Below are 23,730 nucleotides of genomic sequence, written 5' to 3'. Positions count from 1 at the left end.
GCAAGGTGACATTGCCGCAAAGCTCAATTACCCCTGCCGCCCATCATTAAAGACGCCAACGGAGAAAACCTGCGTTGAACACACGGTTCCTCGAGACATTCGTCACCGTCGCCAACCTTGGCAGCTTTCGCGCCGCGGCAGAACAGCTGAACGTCAGTCAGGCAACAGTGTCCAGCCGGATCTCGGCGCTGGAAACCGAACTGGGCGTAGACCTTTTTGACCGGGAGTTTCACGCCACGCGGATCACGGTGGCCGGTGCGATGATCCTGGACAAGGCGCAGGACATGCTGGCGACGGAACGCAAACTGCGCACGACCCTGTCGGACCCGGCCACCGCCGTGGGGCGCGTGCGGCTGGGCCTAGTGTCCTCGGTCGTACACACATGGCTTTGCGATATGATCGAAGAAGTGGCCCGCTGCTATCCGCGCCTTGAACTGGAACTGACCGTGGAACCGACGCCCAACATCGCCGCTGCCTTTGAACGCGGCGCGCTGGACATGTTGCTGACAACCGAGGACCGCCACGACGAAACCTGCGTCTGCGAGGACCTGCCCCCGCTGGCGATGGCATGGTACGGCCCCGAAGGCATGCGCGGTGAGACCCTGTCGCTGTCCGATGTGGTCACCAGCCCGCTGATCACATTCACCCGCAACTCCCGCCCTCATGCCAATGTCCTTGCGTTGTTCGCGGAACGCGGTTTGCGGCCCTCGATCGTGCATTGCATCACCTCGATGGCGGCCATTGCGCGGCTGACCAAGCGCGGGCTTGGCGTCGCCACCTTGCCACGGGCCTGTGATCTTGCCGGTCCCGGCCTGTGCGAGCTTGACGTGGATGCCGCCTTGCCTCCCCTGCCGCTATACTGCATCTGGCGGCGCAGTTCGGATGCCGCGATCTACAAGGCCATTGCCGGGCTGGCGCAGACCTGCGCCGAACGCCATCAAATGCAGGTGTAGAAAGGCTTTTCGGGCGCCGATCGGAAAACCCGATCACCCCCCCCTGAAATATCCCGTTTGTGAAAAATCCGCCTCTCGACGAGTGTCCGGCAACAGCAATCGACAAGGCCGGACCAAGCTTTGACGTGGGCATGCTTTGCGCGGCCCCGTGCCAGGAAAGCCTTGCCCAACGACCAGGACGAGACAATGACCAAGATCCGCAGCACCGAGCAGGCGCAGCTTTTCGTATGGAGCGACATCGACCCAGACCACGAGGCCGATTTCAACCAGTGGTACGACCGTGAGCATATGGAAGAGCGCGTTCGCATTCCCGGATTTACCGGTGCGCGGCGTTATCGGGCGGTTTCCGGGTCGGCCCGGCGCTACCTTGCGCTGTACCGGGCCAGCGGCCTCGACGATTTCACCTCGGACGCTTATCGAAAGGCCTTTACCAAGCAGACCCAGTGGTCGGTGACCAACTTTGGCCGCATGTCCAACACCCGCCGCCGCGTGATGCAGGTGGCGCAAGAGGGCGGCTTTGGCTGGGGCGGCGCACTGGTGCTGATCGAACTGGTGCCGGGCATCATGGAACCCGACGCCCTGCGCGCCACGATGGAGGCGCTGATGACCCGCGAAGGCGTGCTGCGTGTGCATCACATGATCCCCGATGCGCCCCTGTCGACCCCGCTGCCGTCGGAAAGCACCGAAGGCCGTGTTCTGGCCCCCTGCCTTGCCGTCGACGTCACCTCTGAGCCGATTGCCGAAGCAACCCTGCGCCAGCTGACCGAGGAATTGGGCGGCGCCGTGCGCGAGGCCGAAACCTTCCGCCTGATGTGGTCGCTGGACGAAAACGACCTTCCGGCCCTCGAAGACTAAACCATCGGTCCCGCGCGGCCAAAGCCATGCGCGGGGCCGCAAATCTCAATCCAACAAGGAGAACCCCAAAATGAAACACTTTATCCTTGGCGCAGCTTTCGCCGCCCTGACCGCCGGATTCGCACAGGCGGAAACATGGAAGATGTCGGCCGATGCGCCCGACGGCAACTATCTGACGCAGAACATCCGCGCCTTTGCCGATGACGTGGCCCGTCTGACCGAAGGCGCGCTGGAAATCGACGTTGTCTCGAACTCGGTCCTGCTGAAGCGGACCGAACTCAAGCGCGGCGTACAGCGCGGCATCGTGCCCATCGGCGAAGTGCTGATTTCGGCGCTGGGGAACGAAGACGCGGTCTATTCCGCCGACGCGGTACCGCTCTTGGCGACCACCTTCGACGAATCCCGCGCACTGTGGGAGGCCTCGCGCCCCATTTACGAGGAAAAGCTGGCCGAAGAAGGCCTGGTGCTGCTTTTCGCAGCCCCCTGGCCGCCGCAGGGCATCTACATGAACAAGGAAGTCACCGATGGGTCTTCTTTTGACGGTGTGAAATTCCGCGCCTACAACCCGTCGACCGCGCGGCTGGCCGAACTTCTGGGCGCGGTGCCCGCGACCATCGCCACCTCGGAAATCAGCCAGGCGTTTTCGACCGGCGTCATCAACGGCATGATCACCTCGCCCTCGACCGGTGTCGACAGCCAGGCCTGGGATTTCGTCACGCATTACTACGATGTGCAGGCTTTCCTGCCCAAGAACATGGTGATCGTGAACAAACGCGCCTTTGACCGCCTGCCCGCCGAAGTGCAGGACGCGCTGTTCGAGGCCGCCAAACTGGCCGAGGACCGCGGGTTCGAAATGGCCGAGGCAGCCACCAAGACCGCAACCGATACCATGGCGGACAATGGCATGAAGGTGCTGCCTACGCCCGAAGGTCTTGCCACCGATTTCGAGGCCATCGCCGCGACCATGCGCGCCGAATGGCTGGACCAGGCCGGTGCGGAAGGTGCCAAGATCGTCGACGCGCTGAAGTAACCCGAACACGCCCGGGCGGTTCCGCTGCCCGGGCCTTTTCAAATCCCGCCCGGGGTCGTCGGACCGCGGGCGTTTCCCGAAAAAGGAGCCTGCCGCCATGGTGCTGACACGCCACCTGTTTACCTTTTGCGGAGCCCTTGCCGCCTTGTCCCTGCTGGGGATCGCCGCGCTGATCCTCGCGCAGATCGGTCTGCGCCTGATGGGCAGCCAGATCCCCTCGGCGGATGATTTCGCGGCCTGGGGGCTGAGCGCTTCGATCTTTCTGGCCTTGCCAGCGGCACTGGTACATGGCGACCACATCCGCGTCACATCTCTGCGGCAACTGCTGCCAGAGGGACTGGGCCGGATGGCCGACATCCTTGCCGCCGGGTTTGCTACCGCGATGATGGGCTGGGTGGCCTGGGCGATCTTTGGCTATGTCGAGGAAAGCTGGCGCTATGACGATGTCAGCCAGGGCATCGTGGCGGTGCCGCTGTGGATTCCCCAATCTGCCATGCTGCTTGGCTCTATCCTTTTTGCGTTGGCTTTTGCCGAGCGCACGTTGCGCCTGTTGCTGGGCCTGCCGGTCGAACGCGACGACACCGACGAACAAGGCCACGGAGAGTGACCATGGATATCCTTCTGCAATCTGCCGTTCTCATCGTCACACTGTTGGTCCTTCTGGGGCTGGGCATCTGGGTTGGCGTGGCTCTGCTCGCCTCGGCCGTGGTGATCTTTATGATGTTCACCTCAACACCGGTGGACGCGATCCTTGGCGTGACCATGTGGGCCCATTCCGCAAGCTGGACACTGACCGCCCTGCCGCTGTTCATCTGGATGGGAGAGATCCTTTACCGCACGCGCCTTGCCGAAGACCTGTTTTCCGGTCTTTCGCCATGGGTCGGACGGCTGCCCGGCGGGCTGGCCCATGTCAACGTCGTCGGCTGCGGAATCTTTGCCGCCGTTTCCGGATCTTCAGCAGCGACAACCGCCACCGTTGGCCGCATCTCTCTGCCGGAACTCAAATCGCGCGGCTATGCCGACCGGCTGGCCATAGGTTCGCTTGCCGGGTCCGGCACGCTTGGCCTCTTGATCCCGCCCTCTATCGTGATGATCGTCTATGGCGTCGCCGCGCAGGTGTCGATCAACCGACTGTTCATCGCTGGCGTGTTGCCGGGCCTGATGCTGATGGTGCTTTTTTCCGGCTATATCGCGATCTGGTCGCGGATGAACCCCGATGGCGTGCCCGCCCCCGAGGCGCGGATCTCGCTTGGCGAACGCCTTGGCCGCCTGAAACTCTTGCTTCCGGTGGTCGGGTTGATCATCGGGGTGATCGGCTCGATCTATGCCGGGATTGCCACCGCGACCGAGGCCGCCGCCATCGGTGTGGCCGGCGCGCTGGTCATCGCGGCGCTTGGTGGGTCGCTCAACATGCGGACCTTCGTCGACTCGCTGTTCGGAGCGACGCGGACCACGGCCATGATCGGCCTGATCCTGCTGGGCGCCGCCTTCCTGACCTCAGCCATGAGCTTTTCCGGATTGCCGACGCAACTGGCTGCGATCATCTCGGACAGCGGTCTGGGCGCACCGGGGCTGATCGCGGTGCTGACAGTGTTCTTTGTCCTGCTTGGGTGCTTTCTTGACGGGATCTCGATCGTGGTGCTGACGACATCGGTGGTCATGCCCGCCGTGGCCGCAGTGGGAATCGATCCGGTCTGGTTCGGCATCTACCTGATCATCGTGGTCGAGATGGCCCAGATCACACCGCCGCTTGGGTTCAACCTGTTCGTAATCCAGAACCTCACCGGCAAATCGATCTTCGAGATCACCCGGATGATCGTGCCGTATTTCCTGATCCTCGTACTGGGCGTGGTTCTTCTGACCGCCTTCCCGGGCATCGCCACATGGCTTGTGCACCAGACGCTGTAAGAGTGACGACAATGACAAACACCCCCCAATCCCATCTGGACGCCGCGCGGGCCAAGGCCATTGCGCCGGATTTCACCTCGGTCTTTGACGACGCCATCGCCGCGGATGGCCCGCTTTCCGGTCGGACAGTGGCCGTCAAGGACCTGTTCGACGTCAAAGGTCAGGTGACCCGCGCCGGGACCAAACTCCGCAAGGACAACGCCGCCGCCACGCAGGATGCAGCGGCGGTGGCACGCCTGCGCGCTGCCGGTGCCGGGCTGATCGGTCATGCGAACATGACAGAATACGCCTATTCAGGGCTTGGCCTGAACCCGCATTACGGCACCCCGTTGACGCCGCTGCGCGAAGGCTGCATCGCCGGAGGGTCGACTTCGGGCGGGGCCTCTGCCGTCTCGCGCGGGGTGGCCGACATCGCGCTTGGCACGGACACGGGTGGATCGGCCCGCATCCCGGCGGCATTCTGTGGCATTCACGGGTTCAAGCCCTCGGCTGCGTCGATCCCGCGTGACGGCGCGGTGACACTGTCCCATTCTCTCGACAGCGTTGGCATCCTGACCCGCGACGCGGGGCTTCTGCGGCCCGTCCTGAACACGCTGCGTGGCACGGCTTTGCCCGTGGTTTCCGCGCCGCGCGCCGTGATCGTCCCCGAGAATTTCGGGCTGGACGATCTGGACGACGAAGTGACGGATGCCTTCGAAACGGCCTTGTCCGCGCTGGAAAAGGCCGGGATTGCCGTCCGCCGCCTCTCGCTCGACATCTTTCAGCGCTATCGCACCCTTCCCGTCTGGCAGTTCTCGGCGGTCGAATCCCGCGCCCATCACGGTACGGAATTCGACACCATGCGCGATGCACTGGACCCGCGGGTCGCGGCGCGCATGGCGCGGGCCGATGGTGTATCCGCCATCGCCTTTGCACGCACGCTGGCCGCGCGGCAGGCCCTTGTCTCCGAAGCGACCCGGCTGTTCGGCGATACCCCCGTGGCCATGCCCAGCGTGGCCATCATGCCCCCGCGGCTGGCGGACCTGACCGATGACGCCGAATTTGATCGCATCAACCTGCTTGCGCTGCGCAACACCAGCTTTGGCAATGTCATCGACGGCTGTTCGGTCAGCCTGCCTCTGGCCACACATCCCGGGGCCGGTTTGATGCTGACGGCCGCCAATGGGCATGACGGTGCGCTGGTCTCGATGGCTGAGATGCTTCAGGGCGCGCTGTGAGACCGGCTATGGAACCGGGACGCCCCACGGGATACGTGGCGCTGGGACACCAGCGCTATCGCGTCGCGCATATCATGGACCCCGCCTTGACCGGCATCACCGATGTCGCCGTGCGGGGCGACCGCATCCTTGCCCTGGGACGGAATGCGCCGGAACTGGTACTGCTGGATCTGGACGGTCGGCTGACCGGCGAAACGGCTGGGCTTGGCGATTTTGTCTGCGGTCATGGTCTGCGTTTGCTGAACGACGGGCATTTGGCGGCCACCGATATGGACGGTCACAAGATCGCCTTTCTGGACAACGGGTTGCAAATCACCGGTCAGCTACATTGCGACGAACTGCCCAGGCTGGGACGCCCTTTCAATCACCCCTGTGATTGCACGCGAGGACCGGACGGTAGGCTGTACGTGGCCGATGGATATGGAAACAGCTGTGTCCATATCTTTGGCCCGGATCGGACCTATATCCGCAGTTTTGGCAATCCCGGGGACGGCGCCGGTGCCTTTTCGACACCGCACAGCCTGTTGTTCGACACCGGGGGCCGGCTGTGCGTTGCCGACCGCGAGAACAACCGGGTCCAGAGGTTTGATGCCGAAGGGACATACATTGACGAAATCGGCGGGCTGCATAAACCGATGGCCTTGGCCCTGGGCGAACAGGGAACCCTGCTGGTGACGGACCAGACTCCGCGCCTGTCTGCCTATGACGCCGATGGCATTCTTGTGGGCCGCTGCCGGACCTTTTCGACCTATGGGCACGGGATTGCGGTTGCCCCTGACGGCACCATCGTCATCGCCGACATGGCCCCGGACCGCGTGACGTTGCTGGTGCCGGACCAAGCGCCGGCAATACGGCCTTAGGCGTCACCGGAACGGGTCTTTGCCCGGCCCAACGCCAGTGGAGACCTGCTGAGCGACGCGTCGCTCAGCAGGAGGATGTTGGTGTGACATGCTCTGCCCTGCATCGGGTCGCACCTTTGGCGAGACCGGACCTTGCCAGTGGCGTCATCACGCCCCTTGTGCTGTCCGGCCTTTATCCAGCCGTGAAGACTTGCCGGGATACTGCACGGCCCCCGATGGGACCACCGGATCACTCGGCAAAGTCATGTCGGCTTGGCGGTTCACCGTACCAGCGGGAAAAGGCGCGGGAGAAAGCCGTCTGGTCGGAATAGCCCAGCGAAAAGGCCACGTCGCTCAGCGACAGCCCCGAACGCTTCAGCAAGGCCAGCGCCATCGAACGGCGCACCTCGTCCCGGATGTCGTGATAACAGGTTTCCTCGGTTGCCAGAGTGCGCCGCAAGGTACGTTCGGACATGCCCAACTCGCAGGCGATATCCATCTGTCCGATGGACCCCTGCCCGATCCGTTGCAGGATCTTCTGGCGCACCCGCCGCGAAACCGGCAAGTGGCGCAGATGGCTGGCAAGTTGCTTGTCCGGGGTCATGCCGCGGCCCACGGCAACCGCAGGACTGTCCCCATCAGGCCGGGGCAGCGACAGGCATTGCGCCGGGAAAACAAGGTAGTTCTCGCTTTCGTCGCAAACCGTATCGGTGCGGTTGTATCGGGAGATGGAATGCGTACCGTCGTCTGCCCCATGTTCGAACCCGACGTCCAGCAGCGCGTGACGGTCCATGCCATAGCGCATGCAGACCGTGTGGATCATGGCGAGGGTCAGTTCGGCATCCGCCCGTCGCGGCCAGATTTCAGGGTCGAGAATGCGATAGCCGACGCGCACCCTGTCCTCGGACACTTCCATCGAGAGGGCCGTATTGCTCTGCACAAGCGGAATGCCGTGGACGAAACAGCGCAACGCCGACCCCAATGTCGGCGCACGCGAGATCGCATCCCCAAGGACACCAAGGCTTTCAAGCGGCAATTGTTCGCCCGTGGACCATGCCGATTGCGCCGCTCCGGGCCTTGCCCGCTGATGTTCCAACCCGGACACGAAGGTCGCCAGAGGCACATCCCCAACCGGAGTGTTTTCGGCCAGGGTCAATGCCCCGTCAAACACCGACCGGGCAATGGAAGAGGATATGACTGATGTCTCCATGGCGTGGCTCCGAGGCTTGCTGCGCCCTTCATAGAAAATTTACAGTAGCACATTTTTCACATTGCCACCGAAAACCGGAAAATCGTCACCAGCACAGGATTTGGCCCTGCCCATAGCGGGGCAGGGGTGCCCGGGAATCGGGCAGATGACCGATCAGACGGCACGAGCGAATCGCACATTCGATTCGCCCGGCTCGGCCTCACGGTGACTGTCGGACAGGCTCAGGATGCGGTCGAACCGCTGCTCTCGGACCGGCCCGGCATGGGCGGTAAAGATACACAGCGCATCGCACAGATGGGCATCGATGGCCGAGAGGATCCGGGAACAGCTTTCCGCGTCGATTTCGGAAAAGCTCTCGTCAAAGACATAGACCTGCGCAGGCCGCAGCAGCGCGCGCGCCAAGGTGATCCGCTGCCGCATCCCGCCGGAAAGATTGCCGCCGGTTTCTTGCAGGTCCGTGTCCAGCCCGTTGAGGCCACGCGCCCAGTCGGCCAGCTCAACGAGGTCAAGTACCTGCCAAAGGGCGCTGTCCTGCGGGGTGCCATTGCCCAGCCTCAAGTTTTCGCGCAGCGTGCCGCGGATCAGGCAAGGGCGTTGCGGCAGGAAAACGATTGCCCGCCGGCGGCTGGACAGGTTGAACCCCGTGGCATCCCTGCCGTCGATCGCGATCCTGCCCTGCTCAAGCGGTGCTTCGCCGATCAACGCCGCAAGCAATCGCGATTTCCCAATGCCAGAGCGCCCGTCAACCAGCACCCTTTGGCCAGCCTCCAGCGTCGCGGTCAGCGGAACATGGCCCCCGGACGGGCCGCGCGCGTCGACAAAGGCCAGCTGCCGGATGTTTTCCGGGCAAGCCTCCCCTTCGTCCGGGTCCTGACCGTCGCGCATCACCTGATCCAAACGGGTCAGGGCAACCCGCGCGCGCGCCTGTGCGTGATACAGGCCCAACAGGTTCCGCAGCGGTCCGGACATCATCGTCGCATAGGCCAGAAAAGCCACCAGAGACCCGATCTGCCAATCCCCGCGAATGACCAGCCAGCCCCCCACCAACAGCACTCCCGAACGCATGACAGCGGTCAGGAACTGGCTGACCGCACCCACGGCTTCGGTCCACAGCCTTTGCCGCGCCTGCGCGTCGAACAGGGCGCCTTGCTGGGCGCCGAACCCCTCGGCGCGGGTCGTCAAGGCACCTAGCATGCGCAGGCCGCTGACCTGCATGAAGGTTTCAGCCAACTGCCCGTTCAGACCGCCACGTTCGGCGCGCACGTCCTCGGCGCGGGCCTGCGTCCCCGGACGCGCCCATGTAAGGAACCACAGTTCGAACGGCGCGGCCAGCAAGGGCAACAACGCCAGCCGCCAGTCCAGCAACAGCATCAGCACCGTGCCACCGGCAAGCCGGAAAAGGGCCGTGACCGCAACCAGCACAGAATCGAAAAGGAACTTTTGGATTTCCGCAGTATCGCCGTCGATGCGGGTTTGGATCTCGCCCACCGTCAGGGGGGCCATTGCGGGGCTGCGGTTCAATGCGCGGTCCAGAACCGTCAGGCGCAGATCTCCCAGCATCCGCATCGAGGCGCGCAGATGCTGCATCCCGTTGAAAATTCCCAGACCCACAACTGCCAGCCCCACCGCGAAACTGACCGCCGCCCAGAACAGCAGGGCGTTCATGTCTCCGCCCATGATGCCCTGATCGATCACCGCCTTGGTGATCATCGGCGCAGCAAGCCCGGCCCCCGCTGCCAACAGGGACAACGCCAGAACACTCAACGCCCCGGGCAAGGCCCGGGCCATGACCGGCGTCAGCCAGTCCGCGCCCTGAAAGACGCGGGCAATCATTGTTTTGGCCACGCGGTTCCCAAACGTCACGCGCACCGCCTTTCCCGGCCAACGTAGGCAGCCTGTTTTGCCAATGTGTCCATCAGACGGCCCGGATCGCGAGGATGCCCGTCAGACAACATCGCGGCCACATGGCCCGTCAGACGCGCGGCGCCAAGGCTGGCCCCGCCCATGCCCTGTCCCCCCCGTTCGGGCGAATTGCACCACGCCCCGAAAAGCTTGCCGCGCAGATGGGACAGCTCGTGCCATGCGCAACGCGCATCGCCGGTGGCGGCAATCACCGAAGGATAGCCCGCCGGGAAGGGAGAGGCACCCTGCGCAGGATGCGCCGCAACCAGCACGACCCCCGCGGCGACCGCGCGGTCCACGGCATCGGCCAACACCGTGCGATCAGCGGCAAGTCCAAGACTGAGACCCACGACATCCACGTCCCCTGCCCCGGTCAGCCAGTCCAGAGCCGCCGCAACCCGCAAGGCAGAGGTCACGGCCCGGTCGTCAAAAACCTGCGCGTGACGCAGCACAGCCGTGGGACAGGCCCGCGCGATGACCCTTTCTACCGCGCTGCCATGGCCCAACCGGTCCGGCCGGGCCACATGGGCCCGGCCATCGGCATCGAAAGCCATCGCATCAGCCCCGTCCAGCACCGCCGGACCGCTGTCGATGATCCCGACCCGCACCATCAGTCGTCGCGCTGGAAGATCCGGATGCTGGCCAGCGACATGGCGGCGCCGTCCGGCATATCCACCTGTCCCTTCTTTTCCAGCGTCTCGGCATCATAGGCCGCGAGGTCGGACATGGCCCCGCCCAACCAGACAGTCTGCCCGTCGGTAGAGACATTGACCGAATAATAGCTGTGCGGCAGCGGCACGCGCTTCAGCGGTTCGCCACTGACAAGGTCAAAGCTTTCCAGCACGTTGTAGGCACCATAGGCGCGCGTCCGGTCCGGGTTTGCGGCGGTCGAGAAGTAGAAGACATCCAGCGACCGCACATCGCGCATTTCCATCTCGCCGCTGCGCAAGTCCATGGTCAGCAGCCCCGTGCGATAGGCCTCGGGGTCATCAAGGCTCATGTCGCTGCGCGCGGTGTAGAAAGGCGTCACCAGCATGTCCGAGGTTTCGAACTGGCTCCAGGCATCCAGCACGTCAGAAGGATAATAGTTGGCGTCGGTTTTCCAGTCCTGAATCGGGTAGTCCTCGACATGTTCGCCGGTCGCAACGTCAAAGACATGCATAGAGCGGCCCAGACCATATACCTTGCTGCCATCGGTCGAGAACATGACCACCGTGATCTGGCGCGGCACCTCGAAGGTCTTCAGCGTTTCCAGTGTCTGCGTGTCGATCAGGGAAATCCGGGTCGGCTGCACCTCGTAGTGCGATGTCATCAGCTTGACCGGGGTTTCAAAGACCGCAAGTTTGCTGCCGTCCGGGGCCAGATCCATGCCGAACATGGTCTTGATCCGCATCTCCGCCGTGCTGAGATCGCGGCGGGCCACGGTCTCGCCAGTGGTCAGGTTCACCTTCACGATGCTTTCGGACTTGTTGATCGTGACATAGGCAAACTCACCGGCTTCGTCGACCACAGGCACCATGGGTGTGGGGCCTGCGTCCTCCAGCGTGATGACCTTGTCGACCTTCATCGCCTCGGCGTCCACGATGACCAGCTTGTCGGGGCGGGCCGGTGCAAGAATATAGTCCTTGGCCGCCACCGGAGCGCCCAGCAAGAGGCTGCCCGCCACGCACAGAAGCGAGAGTTTTGATGTCAGCATCTGTTTCATCATTTCGACTCCGGGAAGACGGATTGCAGGTTTCGCCAGTCTTTCGCGACATCATCGGCGCCCGCGCTCCAGTCGGGATAGGTGTTCAGCGTGTCGGCGACCTGCGCCGGCCACCAACAGGGATCGGCGCAACCGTACAGATCGGCTTCCATCGGCTGACACAGGTTCGAGACAGCGCCAAAGGCGTCGACCTCCCAACCCGGGTCAAAGGAGGTGGTGCAGCCCACGAGGCTGTTCATCGCCACGACTTCCTCTTCGCGGCCCTCGGCCTGCGCCTCGACAAAGGCCTTGGCCTTTGAGTTCGCGGGGGTGAGATGTTTCATTGCGCAATCTCCTTGACGATGTCTGTTGCCTGGGGCCGCGCAGGGCCGGGTTTCGACAGGCGCGGTTCCAGTTGCGTACGGAAGAAATCCGGGTTGGCCTGCATGATGCGGACGTAGGACTCGATGCCGAAATCCACCCAGTCGCGCATCAGGTCGCAGTAGTGATAAACGGGCGCGAACGCGTCGCCCTGCCGGGCATAGCTTTCGTGGTAGCAACCCCCCGCACAGATCGACCGGATGCGGCAGGTCTTGCAGCCGAAATTCGACCGGTCCTGCGCCTGTTCGATGAAATCCGCCAGACGCGGTACATCGATGCCGGTTTCCACGTTTCCGTAGGTTGGTTCATCCGAGCCCACAAAACGGTGGCACAGATGCAGGTCGCCTTCCTTATCGACGGCCAGCATTCCAAGGCCCGCACCGCAAGGAACCGCCTTTTTCGTGCCTTGCGCGATGTCGGTCAGCAGCTGGTGCATGTTGGAAAAGCCGATGTTCTCTCCCCGGCAGGCGGCCTCTGTGTATTGGCGACCGAGGGCCTTCATATCCTCGAACACCTGCTTCAGCGCACCGTCATCCAGATTGAACACCGCGATGGGGCCGGATGTGGCAGGGCCAAAGCCCACCTCGGCAAAGCCAAGGTCATTTTTCAGGTGGTCATGGATACCGATCACATCCGTCACGCCGCGCGTCAGCGTCACCCGCACGCCCACAGGCCGCGCGGTATAGCGCTCCAGCAGCATCCGCACCTTGCGTTCGACCACATCATAGGTGCCTTTGCCGCCCACCGTCTTGCGGTTCTTGTCGTGCAGCGCCTTTGGGCCGTCCATCGACACGGTCAGGGCAAAACGATGCGCGTTGAACCAGTCGACCATTTCCTCTGTCAGCAGGGTGGCGTTGGTGGTCAGGCTGAAATCCACGACCTTGCCCAATTCCGCCGCCCGCGGAACGGCATAGGCCACGACCTCGCGGATCAGCGGCATGTTGGACAGCGGCTCTCCGCCAAAGAAGACAACGTTGACACGGTCCCGGTCATGCACCTGCTTCAGCAGCATCTCGAAACTTTGCCGTGCCGTTTCAAAGGCCATTTTTTCGCCCTTGGACGGGATGGCAAGGTCTTCCTTATAGCAATAGGTGCAGGCCAGATTGCAGCCGGTGTTCACGTTCAGGATGATCGTCGACAGGGGGATGTCTTCGACCTTGACGATCTTGCGCGGCACCTCTGGTTCCGCCGCATCGCGCAGGATGTCGAGATCCAGAAAGCTTTGCACGCAGTCAGACAGGTCCGAGGGCGCATGCAGCGCGCCCAGCGACGCACGCATCGACTCGGCATCCACCGCCGCACTGCGCTGGAACAGGTCGTAGACATCCTGCGACACGCGGTCGAGTTCGAACAATGACGAGCTGGGCACATGCATCAGCATCGCGTGGCCATCCACGTCAACCCGATGCGCGTTGTGCTTGATAAGGGTCAGTTCTCCCATGATGCCTCCTCAGCGGATCGGTGTGTCGACAAAGCGCTGCACGGTTGCGTACAGATGCGCCTCGGCGGTCAGCGGGTCCGCGCCGCCGTCATAGGTAGCAATGACGCGCAGGTTTCCGGTGTTGTTCGTTCCCATGAACCGCTCCGGATTCGGGCCGGCATCGCCGGGTGTGAACAGCCCCGTCTGGTCGATTGTGCCCGCATATTTTGCATCTTCGATAGCGGCAGCGGCCTCGTCCCAATCTTCGACGGACCAACTGACCTTGACCACGCCAAGCGGCAGATCATCATCGGTGCCCGGCGCGCCATCCGGGCCGTCGGCCCAGCCGAAGGCTTCGAATTGTGCGGGCACCTTGGGGATCGGGCCGCCATTGCCCCCGATCCTTGCGATCGAGACATCGGGAATGATGCTGATACGGTCGACACCGTCATGCGCGACAAGCGGAGTGGGCGCCGTCACGTCGCCCAGTCCGATGGACAGAGCGCCTTCGGACCCGGCGGTGATCGACAGCACCACCTTGTTCGGCCCGCTGGTCACAACTTCGGCGGAAACGCCATCGGGCAGGACAGGCGTTCCGGTCAGGCCGCTTCCGATCAGCGTTACCTCTGTCGCAGTGCCGACGGGAACGGACGCGGGAGACATGGCAAGGATCTGCGGTGCGGCCTCTGCCGGGTGGGCAGTCAAGCGGCCGCCCACCGGATCCTGATCAGCCACGAACCAACGCCCCGAAAGCGCGCCGTCCGTCAGCGCCATGACCTGCCGGATCACCGTATCGCCGGATTTCAGCGTCGCGCGCCATTCGCCCGCACCATAGATCAGGCCGCTGCCGGTGTAGGTTTCGGATCCATCGGCATAGTCCAGCGTCATTGTGACGTCATAGCCGCCGGCGGTCGCCTCAAGATCCAGAGTGCCAGAGTAATCGCCGCGCCCGGGCTCATGCCCGGCGACGACATAGCTGCCGGACAGATCCCCATCGAAAGCATCGACCATATCACCCTTTGGATAGGTCTTGGCGAGGTAGGGAATGATTTCAGCGTTGGCGATGCCCCACCAATCGCGGTCCCGTGCCAAAGCCTGATATTCAAGCGAGGGGAACTGACCAAGGTGGAAGTGGATCAGGTGTTCCCAATCCTCTGCCGTGCGGCGTTGCAGGGCCACCCGGGCATAGGAATGGCAACGTCCGCAGGTCTGGGTCATCAGCTCATCCGGACCTGCATCGGTGGCCACGGGTTCTTTCTCAAGGATATAGCGCCAGCCTTCGGTTTCCGCGATGGACAGACCGCGGGTATCGGCCAGATACCCGACGACGGCGCGCCGCTCGGCCGAGGTAAGGTCGACGCCGTGATTGCGCATCATCCGCACGACCGTCATGTCCCAGGCTTCCGGAGTCTTGCGCACTGCATCAATGCGTTCGATCGATCCGTCCTCTCTTGTCGCATGGCAGGCTGCGCATACATTCGATAGGACTTCCTCGCCGGACTGGGCAAAGGCGGGCAAGGCCGCGCCCCCGCCCAGCAACACGCAACTGGTGGTGACTGACAGGGCAAAACGCGTTCTGGATTTCATTCTCGTGGTCCTCCGGCGGATCGAAAGGCCATTTGCCTTCGATGTGGCTGTGATCTGCACAGGCTGGCGAAAAGCCGGGCACCTCGTCCTGACATTTCCGGCCACCTCGCGATTTTGGCCGGAAATGTCAGGACGAGGCTCTGGTTTCGCCGGTTGAGTGATCACATGGCAGGCAATCCGCAAAATCCCGCGTTTTCGCGGCCCGAGATGATCGTCATCGGCGGCGGCCCGGCCGGGGCAGTTTCGGCTTGGCTGGCAGCGCGGGACGGTCTGCGGGTGCTGTTGATCGACCCGGAAAAACCCTCGGGCCGGGTCGAGGGTCTCAGCCCCCGACTGCACCGCTGGCTGGAATCGACCGGCATCGGGGACGGCGGCACGACCATCGGCCCATTCCCGCGCCGCGTCGACTGGGCGAACCAGCCGCAATCGGTGAACGCCGAACACGCTGTGCACCGGGACCGTTTTGACGCTCACCTGCGCGACGCGGCAAGGGCGGCCGGCGCGTGCGTGTTCGCGGCCAGCGCGCAATTGTCCGGGCGCGAGGTCACACTGCCTGACGGGCGCCGACTGACCGCGCGCTGGATCATCGACGCAAGAGGCCGCCAAGGCCGTCATGGTGAACGCGGCGGCCTGCCCTTTTCGACCCTGTCGATCTGCGGTTGGTATCGGCCCGTCAAAACAACGGAGCCGGGGTTCGATATCACTGCCCTGCCCGAAGGATGGCTTTGGCGCGCGGCCCTGCCCGATGGCAGGATCTGGGCGCAATTGACCACCGATGCCCGCAGCGCCGCAACAATGGAAACCCGTCTGACACGCGCGCTGTTGCACAGCGGCCTGACCGAAGGCGAATTCACCGTGCAGGCCCCCCTGCTGGCCCGCGCCTCGACCCCGCTGCTGCCAGCCCCGATCACGGATCTGACCTGCCTGCCCGTGGGCGATGCGCTGGCAGCAATGGATCCGCTGTCAGGGCACGGGCTGTTCTGGGCCGTGTCCAGCGCCTTGTCCGCCGCCGCCGCGCGACGCACCCTGACCGCGCGACCAGCCCCCCAGACAGAGGCACTGTGCCGCCGGTATCTCGACAATAGGGCCCGCGAAACCTATCTGCGCAACGCCCGGATCGGGCGTGATTTCCTGTCACTGGAAACCCGTTTCGCGGATCAGCCGTTCTGGTCCGGCCGCGCCGGTTTCCCGGACAACGAACCTTCGCACAGCCCTATCACCCGGCCCGAGATTCGTCCCGGAATGGTTCTGCGCAACGGATTGATCGAGGAAATGGACCTGTTGTTCACCCCGCAGGAAACCGAGGGCGTCGGCTGGTTCGGAGAAATCCCTGCCGTGCCCTTTTGGCAGGCGGTCTGTGCCGGGCAATCCGGCGCAGAGCTGGCCCGGAGATGGGGGCCTGTGGCCATCGCTCTGCACGATCGGTTGGCGCGTTATGCCCCTCCGGTCGAGGCCTGATCAATCGGCCCGCGTCGCCCCATCCAATCCCATGCGGCGCGACAACCGTGCCTCCAGCTGAACCAGCGCATCATAGATCAGCACCGCGAACAGTCCCACGATCAACCCGCCCTGCAAGACATAAGCGGTATTATTGGTCAGCAGGCCCGCGATGATGACCTCTCCCAAAGTGCGCGCCGCAACGGTCGACCCGATCGTCGCTGTTCCCAGCGCGATCACCACTGACAGCCGGATGCCGGTAAGGATCACAGGAAAAGCCAGCGGCAGTTCCACCTGCAACAAACGTTGTCGGCGGTTCAGTCCGATGCCCCGTGCGGCCTCCATCGTGGCGGGCGGCAGGCTGGTCAGCGCCGTGACCGCGTTTTCAAAGATCGGCAACAGCCCGTAAAGGAACAGGGCCACCAGCGTCGGCCCGGCCCCGAACCCCAGCGCGGGCACCGCCAGAGCCAGCACCGCGACCGGAGGGAAGGTCTGGCCGATATTGGTGATGGTCCGCGACAACGGGCGAAAGGCCGCCCCCGCAGGCCGCGTCACCAGCACCGCCAGCGTCACGGCCACCAAGGTCGCCGCCGCCGAAGCCAGTGCCACAAGGCCAAGGTGGCTGAGCGACAGCGACAGCAGCGAGGCGCGCGCATAGATCACCGGCCCTCCGTTCGGGGCAAAGGGCGCAAAGAGCGGCGCAAACCACTGGGGCCGCAGGACCAGCGCCAGCAGCAGGACGACAAGGGTCAGCCGAAGGGCGACAGCTCGGTTCATCCATGCACCTCGGCACGGGCGCGAATGGACTCCAGCGTCACCCGCCCGACACGCACGCCGTCGCGTTCCACCGGAACCGCGTCCCGCCCGCTCCACAGGCAGGCGGACAAGGCGTCACGCAGGCTGGCGCAGTCACGGATCGGCGTGCCCTCTGCGGGGCCGTCCTCGACCGCGTCAGAGACGGGGAGCAGCGACAAAAGCCGCAGCGGCCGATCCACGCCGCCCACCATCTCGGCCACAAAATCGGTGGCGGGACGGGCGATGATCTCGGCCGGGGTGCCATACTGCACCAGCCGCCCGGCATCCATCACCGCGACCTTGTCACCCAGTTGGATCGCTTCCTCCATGTCGTGCGTCACGATCAGGATGGTCGAGCCGAGCGTCCGCTGGATGCGCCGCAGATCCTCTTGCGCGCGGGTGCGGATGATCGGATCCAACGCCCCAAAGGGTTCGTCCATCAGGATCATGTCCGGGCGCGACGCCAGCGACCGCGCGACGCCGACACGCTGTTGCTGACCGCCGGACAACTCTCCCGGATAGCGGTCGCGGAACTCATCCGGCGGCATCGAAAACAGCTCCAGCAGTTCATCCACCCGCGCGCGGATCTGGTCGCGCGGCCAGCCCAACAGGCGCGGCACCGCACCGATGTTGCGCGCCACCGTGTGATGCGGAAACAAACCGTGCCCCTGAATCGCGTAGCCGATCCGCCGCCGCAGGGTCTCTTTCGGCAGGCCGGTGGTCGGCTCGCCGTTGATCCGAACCTCGCCCGAGCTCGGCTCGACCAGCCTGTTGATCATGCGCAGCAAGGTTGTCTTGCCAGAGCCGGACGTGCCGACAATGGCGGTGATCGTGGCGGATTCGACCGTCATCGACACGGCATCCACCGCCGCCTTGCCGTCATACAGCTTGGTGATCCGATCGATTTCGATCATCTGCGGCTCTCCGCTTTGGGGCTGGTCAAGTCGACCAGAATGTCCATGGCAATCGCCGCTACCAGCGCCAGTGCCACCGTGGGCAACGCGCCCAGAAGGATCAGGTCGGTCGCGGTCTGATTCAGTCCCTGAAAAACAAAAGTGCCGAAACCCCCACCGCCGATCAGCGCTGCGATCACCGCAAGGCCGATGTTCTGCACCAGAACGATACGCAATCCGGCAAGGATCACCGGCAAGCCCAGGGGGAGTTCCACCTGCACCATGCGCTGGCGCGGTGACATGCCCATGCCCCGCGCCGCTTCCAGCGCGGCGGGCGGTGCGCTGTCCAGCCCGGCGACCGTATTCGCCACCACTGGCAGCAGGGAATACAGTACCAAGGCAAGAAAGGCCGGGGCAAAGCCGATGCCCGCGATGCCAATCGCCTGCGCCCCCGGAACGCTGTCACCGACCCAGCCAAGGATCGGGATCATGATTCCGAACATCGCCAACGATGGGATGGTTTGCAGGAAACTCAGCACCGGCAGCAGGGAGGCGCGCAAACGCTCACGCCTGTGGGCCAGCATACCCAGCGGAAAACCGATTGCCGCCGCCACGGCCAGCGATCCGAAGGCCAGCCCGAGGTGCCGCCAGAAGGCATCGGTGAACGCGGCCCGGCGACCGTCATATTCGCGAAAGATCGACAGTTCGGCCAACAGGCCCGACTGCAACAACAGCGCGCCCGCCCCGAGGACCGCCGCCAGCAATGCGGCCCGAGCCAAAGGTCCGGGGGCCAAGGCCGACAGGGCATCCGCCAACAACAACCCCAGCACCACCAGCAGACACCAGAACCCGGCGGCGGGCGAAACCCGTGCGTACTCTCCCGCGCCGTCCAGCAGGCCTTGCGCGCCTTGCCCCAGCAGCCAGACCAGCCCGGCCAGCCCAAGCGCCGCGCCGAACAGGCGCAGCCTGGGATGCCCGGCCAAAAGGCCAAGCACCAGCGCCGCGCCTATGGCCAAAAGCCCCGGCACCACGGTCCCCGCCCCGGCAATCCCCCACGCGGGCAGCCCTTCACCCGCGACGATCCGGTTCGCCGCAAGCGTCATGAAAGGCGCCAGCAGGGCCGCCAGTCCAAGCGCCGCGAAAAGGACGCCGGTGGCCGAGATGGCCGAAAGGCTGCGAAGGGGCATCGCTTAGACGATCAGTCGAGCACACCGATCCCGGTCAGGTAGTCGCGCGCGACCGCCTCGGCGGGTTCGCCGCCTACCTGAATCCGGCCATTCAGCTTTTGCAGCGTCGCCATGTCGAGACCGGCAAAGATCGGTTCCAGCACCTCGGCGATGGCGGGGTATTCGGCCAGAACCTCGTCCCGGACAACGGCAGAGGGCTCATAGACCGGCTGTACACCCTTGTCGTCGGCCATGACCACCAGACCGGCCGCGCCGACGCCGCCGTCGGTGCCATAGGCCATGGCCGCGTTCACGCCCGAGGTGCCGCGCGCGGCCGCCTGGATCGTTGCAGCGGTGTCACCACCCGAAAGCACAACAGTCTGATCCGCAGTCAGTTCGAATCCATAGGCCGCCTGCATTGCGGGCAGCACCGCGGGCGAGGACACAAATTCGGTCGAAGCGGCCAGCTTGACCGCACCACCCCCAGCAACCCAAGCGCCGAAGTCCGACATGGTGACCAGATCGTTCTCCGCCGCCAGCGCTCCGGTCAGGGCAATCGCCCATGTGTTGTTGGCCGGTGCCGGTTGCAGCCACGTCAGGCCATTCTCGGCCGCGTCCAGTTCAGCGGCCCGGGCATAGGCGGCTTCTCGGTCTTTCCAAACCGGGCTGTCTGCCTCGTTGAAGAAATAGGCCGCGTTGCCGGTATATTCCGGGTACAGGTCGATCTGCCCGGCCAGCAGCGCCTCGCGCACAACCTGTGTCGCACCCAGTTGCAGACGACGCTCCACCGGCAGACCCGCGTCTTCCAATGCAAGGGCGATGACATTGCCCAGCAGGCCACCCTCGGTATCGATTTTCGACGAAACGACAATGTCAGCCTGCGCGACGGTGCCCAGCACGCCGGCAAATCCGGCGGCAGCAAGAGTTACGAATTTCATGGGGGTCTATGCTCCTTGAGCTTTCATGCTCGATGCCCGTCCAAGGGCGGTTCAGGGCGATTCCTGGCGCTACATAGTCCATCTGTTCCGAGGACCAAGACCCCCAGCCAAGATTCCGGCCATTTCGCCCGGTTTCCGATCAAAGTGCTTGATTTCGCGCCGAAAGGCAGGCTGGATCTGCGCCACCTTGTTCAGCAATATTGAACCGACATGCCCGGAAGCCGCATCCAGTCCATTGAACGCGCAACCGCTATCCTTGAGGTTATCGCCCGGCAGGGCGGGAGCGCGAAGCTTGCCGCCATTTCCGAGCTGACCGGGCTGGGAAAGACAACCGCGCACAACATCCTGCGCACCTTGTCCGAATTGGGCTACCTGCACCGCCGCCCCGGCGACAGCGCTTACTACCTTGGCGCGCGGATCCTGAATCTTGCGCGGAGCGCCGGGGATGACGACCGGTTGCGCGCCGGGCTGCGCCCTGCCCTTTTGCGCATCACCGAGGCAACCGGCTTTCCCGCCTTTCTGGCCGTTCCCAGCGGCGACCAGACACTTTATCTGGATGCTAACGACCCTCAGAGCATGGCAGTGTCACCCGTCGGCACGCGCGAACCACTGGAAGGCACCGCCGTCGGGCTGGTGTTTCTGGCCTTCATGCCCGCACTGGAAACCCGCGTGCGCCACCGCCGGGACCTGTCGCGCGATGGCGTGACAGATGCCCGCCTGACAGAGGTGCGCAGGCTAGGGTTTGCGCTTGACCTCGAATATTTCACACCCGGCGTCCACTGTGTCTCTGTCCCCTTCCGCGAACAGGGAGAGGTTCGCGCGGCGCTGGCCATCGCCGGCCCGAAATCCGCGCTGACAGAGCCAAGGATGCGCGATGCTGCGTGGAAAATGCTTCGCATTGGGTCCGATATTCAGCATTTCTGAACAAATCGCATTCGCTGGAGCGCCCCTCTTTCCCTCTCTCGCCATTGCACCGATCTGCGCTGTTGAACGGCGGGCCCACTGCCCGCCGCGCACACAGGAGACAGGGAAATGCACCAGACCACCCTTCGCACAGTGATCGAAACCGCCCGCAACGCCGCCGCGCAGGAGGGCTTTGCCATCAATATCGCAGTGGTCGACAGCGCCGCGCATCTTGCCGGGTTCGAACGGATGGACGGCGCCGTGCTGGGCGCCATCGACGTTGCGCAGAAAAAGGCCCGCACAGCGGCTCTGTTCCAGACCGACAGCCTGACCCTTGGGGCCGGTGCCCGCCCCGACGGCGCGATCTACACGCTGGAAAATACCAATGGCGGCATGATCAGCTTTGGCGGCGGGGTTGTCCTCTACGACGCAGAAGGCAGGTTCATCGGCGCGGTCGGTGTCGCCGGCGCCACCGTCGAGGCGGATGAAACCATCGCTCAGGCCGCTGCGGCCGCGCTGCGCTGACCGACGGGAGGATCTCATGCCTGTTGCCGTCTTTGCACTGGCCATCGCCGCCTTCGCCATCGGTACAACCGAGTTCGTGATCGTAGGCCTGATCCCCGAGATTGGCGCAGATCTGGGTGTATCGATCCCCACCGCCGGACTGTTGGTCAGCATGTATGCACTGTCCATCACTCTTGGCGCGCCAACGATCACCGCGCTCACCCAACGCCTGCCACGCAAGGCGCTGGCCTTGGGATTGATGGCCCTGTTCACCCTTGCCAACCTTGGTGCCGCGCTTGCGCCCGGCTTTGGCATGTTGCTGGCAGGTCGAATGTTGACCGGCGTCGCCCATGGCGTCTTTTTCTCCATCGGTGCGGCCATTGCGACCTCGCTGGTGGATCGGTCGCGCGCCTCGCGGGCCGTATCATTGATGTTTGCCGGGCTCACCGTGGCCATGGTGATCGGCGTGCCTCTTGGAGCCTATATCGGCCAAAGCCTTGGCTGGCGGGCGCCTTTTGCTCTTGTCGCGGCGCTTGGCGGGATCAGCCTTGCGGGGCTTGCCTGGCTTTTGCCCAAGGACCTGCCAGTGGGCGAACCACTGGGCCTTGGACGCCAGATGGCATTGGTCGCCCGACCACGCCTGCTGGCACTGTATCTGGTGACGGTTTTCGGCTTTGGCGGATCTTTCGTGGTCTTTACCTATCTGACGCCGATGCTGACGGAGGTCACAGGCATTGCGCCTTCTTCGGTCAGTCTTGCGCTGATGCTGTTCGGCCTCGCGACCGTTGCGGGCAACCTTGCGGGCGGCGCGGCGGCTGACAGGATGGGCGCATTGCCGGCCCTCCGGATCGTCCTTGTGGGGCTGGTTGCCTCGCTGACGGCGCTGATGGTGACCCAGTCAAATCCATGGGCGATTTCGATCAACCTTGGAGTCTGGGGTATCTTCGCCTTCGCGATTTCGCCCATCGTGCAATCCGCCGTTGTCGAAACCGCCGAACGAGAGCGCCCCGGCACCGGGGCGGCGGCCTCCGGCTTTAACATCGCGGCCTTCAACCTTGGCATCGCCGGGGCGTCGATGGCCGGGGGTGCGATTGTTTCGACCCTTGGCGTGGCGCTGACGCCGGTCTTTGCGGCCTTGGCTGCCCTTGTGGGGCTGGCAATCGTTTGGCGCGCCAGCATCGGCCAACGCCTCGCCCTACAGACGTAGACCGCGATCCCCCGCGCCACGGCGCGGGGGTCATTCAGTCGCGGGCCTCGGTCGAAACGAAATCCAGCCCGATGTCCAGCGTCGGCGCGCTATGCGTGATCCATCCGAGAGAGATCAGGTCGACCCCGCTTGCCGCAACCGCCGCCGCCGTGTCCGGCGTGATCCCGCCAGAGGCTTCGGTGATGGCGCGCCCTGCGACCATCTGGACCGCCTCGCGCAACATATCGGGCGTCATATTGTCCAGAAGCACCGCGTCGACGCCGATTTCCAGAACCTCGGCCAGTTGCTCCAGCGTATCGACTTCGATCTCGATCTTGACCATATGGCCGGTGGCGGATTTGGCGCGTTCCAGCGCCGGGCGGATGCCCCCCGCGATCGCAATGTGGTTGTCCTTGATCAGAACAGCGTCGGCCAGCGAATAGCGGTGATTCATGCCGCCGCCCGCGCGCACCGCGTATTTCTCGACCGCCCGCAGGCCCGGCGTTGTCTTGCGGGTGCAGACAATCGCCGCATCGGTGCCCGACACCGCCGAAACCAGTCCCGCCGTGACACTGGCGATGCCAGACAAATGCCCCATGAAGTTCAGGGCCGTGCGCTCGGCCGTCAGCAGGCTGCGCGACGGCCCCTCAAATGTGGCAATCCCCGTGCCGGGCATGACCGGTGTGCCATCTTCGACGTGGCGCGTCATCACGATGCCCGTGTCAACCAGCGCGCAGGCCAGCGCGGCACAATCCAGCCCGGCGATCACGCCGGGTTTGCGCGCAACCGCCGTCACCACCGAACGGTGGTCCGATGGGATCACCACGGCAGAGGTGATGTCCCCGGCAAGGCCAAGGTCCTCTTCCAGCGCGGTACGCACGATGGGTTCGATCACCGGGCGGGGCAAAGGCACAAGCGTCAT

23 protein-coding genes are annotated in these 23,730 nt (G+C 64.3%); 11 read left to right on the top strand and 12 right to left on the bottom strand.

Annotated elements, in window-relative coordinates; translation table 11 throughout:
- Positions 1 to 74: 74 nt before the first annotated feature.
- From KJP30_RS16800 to KJP30_RS16770, 7 genes are all read left to right on the top strand, one after another.
- Entirely contained in the window at positions 75 to 953 is an 879-nt protein-coding gene (locus KJP30_RS16800; protein WP_218450494.1) for a LysR family transcriptional regulator, read from the top strand.
- A 186-nt stretch (positions 954 to 1,139) separates the two neighbouring features.
- Positions 1,140 to 1,808 (top strand): DUF4286 family protein, encoded by a 669-nt coding sequence (locus tag KJP30_RS16795; protein ID WP_218450493.1) that lies wholly within the window; start codon positions 1,140 to 1,142, stop codon positions 1,806 to 1,808.
- A 70-nt stretch (positions 1,809 to 1,878) separates the two neighbouring features.
- Complete coding sequence (locus KJP30_RS16790; RefSeq protein WP_218450492.1) at positions 1,879 to 2,838, top strand: TRAP transporter substrate-binding protein; 960 nt, start codon at positions 1,879 to 1,881, stop codon at positions 2,836 to 2,838.
- Positions 2,839 to 2,935: 97 nt separating this feature from the next.
- Complete coding sequence (locus tag KJP30_RS16785; protein ID WP_218450491.1) at positions 2,936 to 3,445, top strand: TRAP transporter small permease; 510 nt, start codon at positions 2,936 to 2,938, stop codon at positions 3,443 to 3,445.
- Between the two features lie 2 nt (positions 3,446 to 3,447).
- Positions 3,448 to 4,746: a TRAP transporter large permease gene (locus KJP30_RS16780; protein ID WP_218450490.1), complete on the top strand. Its 1,299-nt coding sequence runs from the start codon at positions 3,448 to 3,450 to the stop codon at positions 4,744 to 4,746.
- Between the two features lie 11 nt (positions 4,747 to 4,757).
- Entirely contained in the window at positions 4,758 to 5,963 is a 1,206-nt protein-coding gene (locus tag KJP30_RS16775) for an amidase family protein (protein WP_218450489.1), read from the top strand.
- Between the two features lie 8 nt (positions 5,964 to 5,971).
- Positions 5,972 to 6,823, top strand: coding sequence for a 6-bladed beta-propeller (locus KJP30_RS16770; RefSeq protein WP_218450488.1), 852 nt, complete (start codon positions 5,972 to 5,974; stop codon positions 6,821 to 6,823).
- Positions 6,824 to 7,052: 229 nt separating this feature from the next.
- Here the strand turns inward: KJP30_RS16770 and qhpR are convergent, their stop codons facing one another.
- The 7 genes from qhpR to peaA all read right to left on the bottom strand — a co-directional run bounded on the left by qhpR (position 7,053) and on the right by peaA (position 14,986).
- A complete protein-coding gene (gene qhpR, locus KJP30_RS16765) occupies positions 7,053 to 8,012 on the bottom strand; it encodes an AraC-like transcriptional regulator QhpR (RefSeq protein ID WP_218450487.1) in 960 nt (319 codons plus the stop codon).
- 153 nt (positions 8,013 to 8,165) lie between these two features.
- Positions 8,166 to 9,857, bottom strand: coding sequence for an ABC transporter transmembrane domain-containing protein (locus tag KJP30_RS16760; protein WP_343222790.1), 1,692 nt, complete (start codon positions 9,855 to 9,857; stop codon positions 8,166 to 8,168).
- Positions 9,858 to 9,871: 14 nt separating this feature from the next.
- The gene (gene qhpE / locus KJP30_RS16755) at positions 9,872 to 10,525 is read right to left on the bottom strand and encodes a subtilisin-like serine protease QhpE (RefSeq protein WP_218450486.1); all 654 of its coding nucleotides are present in this window, start codon (positions 10,523 to 10,525) and stop codon (positions 9,872 to 9,874) included.
- A complete protein-coding gene (peaD, locus tag KJP30_RS16750) occupies positions 10,525 to 11,619 on the bottom strand; it encodes a quinohemoprotein amine dehydrogenase subunit beta (RefSeq protein ID WP_224874641.1) in 1,095 nt (364 codons plus the stop codon). Before peaD ends, qhpE begins: the two co-directional genes overlap by 1 nt.
- A complete protein-coding gene (qhpC, locus tag KJP30_RS16745) occupies positions 11,619 to 11,942 on the bottom strand; it encodes a quinohemoprotein amine dehydrogenase subunit gamma (protein WP_218450485.1) in 324 nt (107 codons plus the stop codon). Before qhpC ends, peaD begins: the two co-directional genes overlap by 1 nt.
- The gene (peaB, locus tag KJP30_RS16740; RefSeq protein WP_218450484.1) at positions 11,939 to 13,420 is read right to left on the bottom strand and encodes a quinohemoprotein amine dehydrogenase maturation protein; all 1,482 of its coding nucleotides are present in this window, start codon (positions 13,418 to 13,420) and stop codon (positions 11,939 to 11,941) included. The genes qhpC and peaB overlap by 4 nt, the downstream gene beginning before the upstream one ends.
- Positions 13,421 to 13,429: 9 nt before the next feature.
- Positions 13,430 to 14,986 (bottom strand): quinohemoprotein amine dehydrogenase subunit alpha, encoded by a 1,557-nt coding sequence (gene peaA / locus KJP30_RS16735; protein WP_218450483.1) that lies wholly within the window; start codon positions 14,984 to 14,986, stop codon positions 13,430 to 13,432.
- Between the two features lie 165 nt (positions 14,987 to 15,151).
- On the opposite strand from peaA, the gene qhpG reads away from it, so the two are divergent.
- A complete protein-coding gene (gene qhpG / locus KJP30_RS16730) occupies positions 15,152 to 16,444 on the top strand; it encodes a flavin-dependent monooxygenase QhpG (RefSeq protein WP_246594588.1) in 1,293 nt (430 codons plus the stop codon).
- On the opposite strand, the gene KJP30_RS16725 is transcribed toward qhpG, so the two are convergent.
- From KJP30_RS16725 to osmF, 4 genes are read right to left on the bottom strand one after another with little or no spacing between them, the layout of a single operon-like run.
- Entirely contained in the window at positions 16,445 to 17,200 is a 756-nt protein-coding gene (locus KJP30_RS16725) for an ABC transporter permease (RefSeq protein WP_218450482.1), read from the bottom strand.
- Complete coding sequence (locus KJP30_RS16720) at positions 17,197 to 18,132, bottom strand: ABC transporter ATP-binding protein (protein ID WP_218450481.1); 936 nt, start codon at positions 18,130 to 18,132, stop codon at positions 17,197 to 17,199. Before KJP30_RS16720 ends, KJP30_RS16725 begins: the two co-directional genes overlap by 4 nt.
- Entirely contained in the window at positions 18,129 to 19,298 is a 1,170-nt protein-coding gene (locus tag KJP30_RS16715) for an ABC transporter permease (RefSeq protein ID WP_218450480.1), read from the bottom strand. Before KJP30_RS16715 ends, KJP30_RS16720 begins: the two co-directional genes overlap by 4 nt.
- Before the next feature lie 11 nt (positions 19,299 to 19,309).
- Positions 19,310 to 20,215 carry a glycine betaine ABC transporter substrate-binding protein OsmF gene (gene osmF / locus KJP30_RS16710; RefSeq protein WP_218450479.1) on the bottom strand — a complete coding sequence of 302 codons (906 nt, stop codon included), beginning with the start codon at positions 20,213 to 20,215 and terminating at the stop codon, positions 19,310 to 19,312.
- A 210-nt stretch (positions 20,216 to 20,425) separates the two neighbouring features.
- Here osmF and KJP30_RS16705 point away from each other — a divergent pair, with 210 nt between their 5' ends.
- The 3 genes from KJP30_RS16705 to KJP30_RS16695 all read left to right on the top strand — a co-directional run bounded on the left by KJP30_RS16705 (position 20,426) and on the right by KJP30_RS16695 (position 22,829).
- On the top strand, positions 20,426 to 21,139 hold the full coding sequence (locus tag KJP30_RS16705) for an IclR family transcriptional regulator (protein WP_218450478.1): 714 nt from the start codon (positions 20,426 to 20,428) through the stop codon (positions 21,137 to 21,139).
- Between the two features lie 108 nt (positions 21,140 to 21,247).
- A complete protein-coding gene (locus KJP30_RS16700; protein ID WP_218450477.1) occupies positions 21,248 to 21,643 on the top strand; it encodes a GlcG/HbpS family heme-binding protein in 396 nt (131 codons plus the stop codon).
- 16 nt (positions 21,644 to 21,659) lie between these two features.
- The gene (locus tag KJP30_RS16695) at positions 21,660 to 22,829 is read left to right on the top strand and encodes an MFS transporter (protein WP_218450476.1); all 1,170 of its coding nucleotides are present in this window, start codon (positions 21,660 to 21,662) and stop codon (positions 22,827 to 22,829) included.
- A gap of 34 nt (positions 22,830 to 22,863) precedes the next feature.
- Here KJP30_RS16695 and nadC read toward each other — a convergent pair whose 3' ends face one another.
- Positions 22,864 to 23,730, bottom strand: coding sequence for a carboxylating nicotinate-nucleotide diphosphorylase (gene nadC / locus KJP30_RS16690; protein WP_218450955.1), 867 nt, complete (start codon positions 23,728 to 23,730; stop codon positions 22,864 to 22,866).

It is taken from the genome of Antarctobacter sediminis (assembly GCF_019218285.1).
GTDB lineage: Bacteria > Pseudomonadota > Alphaproteobacteria > Rhodobacterales > Rhodobacteraceae > Antarctobacter > Antarctobacter sediminis.
Note: the sequence above shows the minus strand (reverse complement) of the source record. Positions and strands in the feature narration are given on the sequence as shown.

Coding starts and splice junctions, on each gene's coding strand:
- KJP30_RS16795 (WP_218450493.1), top strand. CDS start 1,140: ATGACCAAGATCCGCAGCACCGAGCAGGCGCAGCTTTTCGTATGGAGC.
- peaA (WP_218450483.1), bottom strand. CDS start 14,986: ATGAAATCCAGAACGCGTTTTGCCCTGTCAGTCACCACCAGTTGCGTG.
- peaB (WP_218450484.1), bottom strand. CDS start 13,420: ATGGGAGAACTGACCCTTATCAAGCACAACGCGCATCGGGTTGACGTG.
- KJP30_RS16695 (WP_218450476.1), top strand. CDS start 21,660: ATGCCTGTTGCCGTCTTTGCACTGGCCATCGCCGCCTTCGCCATCGGT.
- nadC (WP_218450955.1), bottom strand. CDS start 23,730: ATGACGCTTGTGCCTTTGCCCCGCCCGGTGATCGAACCCATCGTGCGT.
- qhpE (WP_218450486.1), bottom strand. CDS start 10,525: ATGGTGCGGGTCGGGATCATCGACAGCGGTCCGGCGGTGCTGGACGGG.
- qhpC (WP_218450485.1), bottom strand. CDS start 11,942: ATGAAACATCTCACCCCCGCGAACTCAAAGGCCAAGGCCTTTGTCGAG.
- KJP30_RS16725 (WP_218450482.1), bottom strand. CDS start 17,200: ATGAACCGAGCTGTCGCCCTTCGGCTGACCCTTGTCGTCCTGCTGCTG.
- qhpR (WP_218450487.1), bottom strand. CDS start 8,012: ATGGAGACATCAGTCATATCCTCTTCCATTGCCCGGTCGGTGTTTGAC.
- peaD (WP_224874641.1), bottom strand. CDS start 11,619: ATGAAACAGATGCTGACATCAAAACTCTCGCTTCTGTGCGTGGCGGGC.
- qhpG (WP_246594588.1), top strand. CDS start 15,152: ATGGCAGGCAATCCGCAAAATCCCGCGTTTTCGCGGCCCGAGATGATC.
- KJP30_RS16715 (WP_218450480.1), bottom strand. CDS start 19,298: ATGCCCCTTCGCAGCCTTTCGGCCATCTCGGCCACCGGCGTCCTTTTC.
- KJP30_RS16720 (WP_218450481.1), bottom strand. CDS start 18,132: ATGATCGAAATCGATCGGATCACCAAGCTGTATGACGGCAAGGCGGCG.
- KJP30_RS16790 (WP_218450492.1), top strand. CDS start 1,879: ATGAAACACTTTATCCTTGGCGCAGCTTTCGCCGCCCTGACCGCCGGA.
- KJP30_RS16705 (WP_218450478.1), top strand. CDS start 20,426: ATGCCCGGAAGCCGCATCCAGTCCATTGAACGCGCAACCGCTATCCTT.
- osmF (WP_218450479.1), bottom strand. CDS start 20,215: ATGAAATTCGTAACTCTTGCTGCCGCCGGATTTGCCGGCGTGCTGGGC.
- KJP30_RS16770 (WP_218450488.1), top strand. CDS start 5,972: ATGGAACCGGGACGCCCCACGGGATACGTGGCGCTGGGACACCAGCGC.
- KJP30_RS16700 (WP_218450477.1), top strand. CDS start 21,248: ATGCACCAGACCACCCTTCGCACAGTGATCGAAACCGCCCGCAACGCC.
- KJP30_RS16785 (WP_218450491.1), top strand. CDS start 2,936: ATGGTGCTGACACGCCACCTGTTTACCTTTTGCGGAGCCCTTGCCGCC.
- KJP30_RS16775 (WP_218450489.1), top strand. CDS start 4,758: ATGACAAACACCCCCCAATCCCATCTGGACGCCGCGCGGGCCAAGGCC.
- KJP30_RS16780 (WP_218450490.1), top strand. CDS start 3,448: ATGGATATCCTTCTGCAATCTGCCGTTCTCATCGTCACACTGTTGGTC.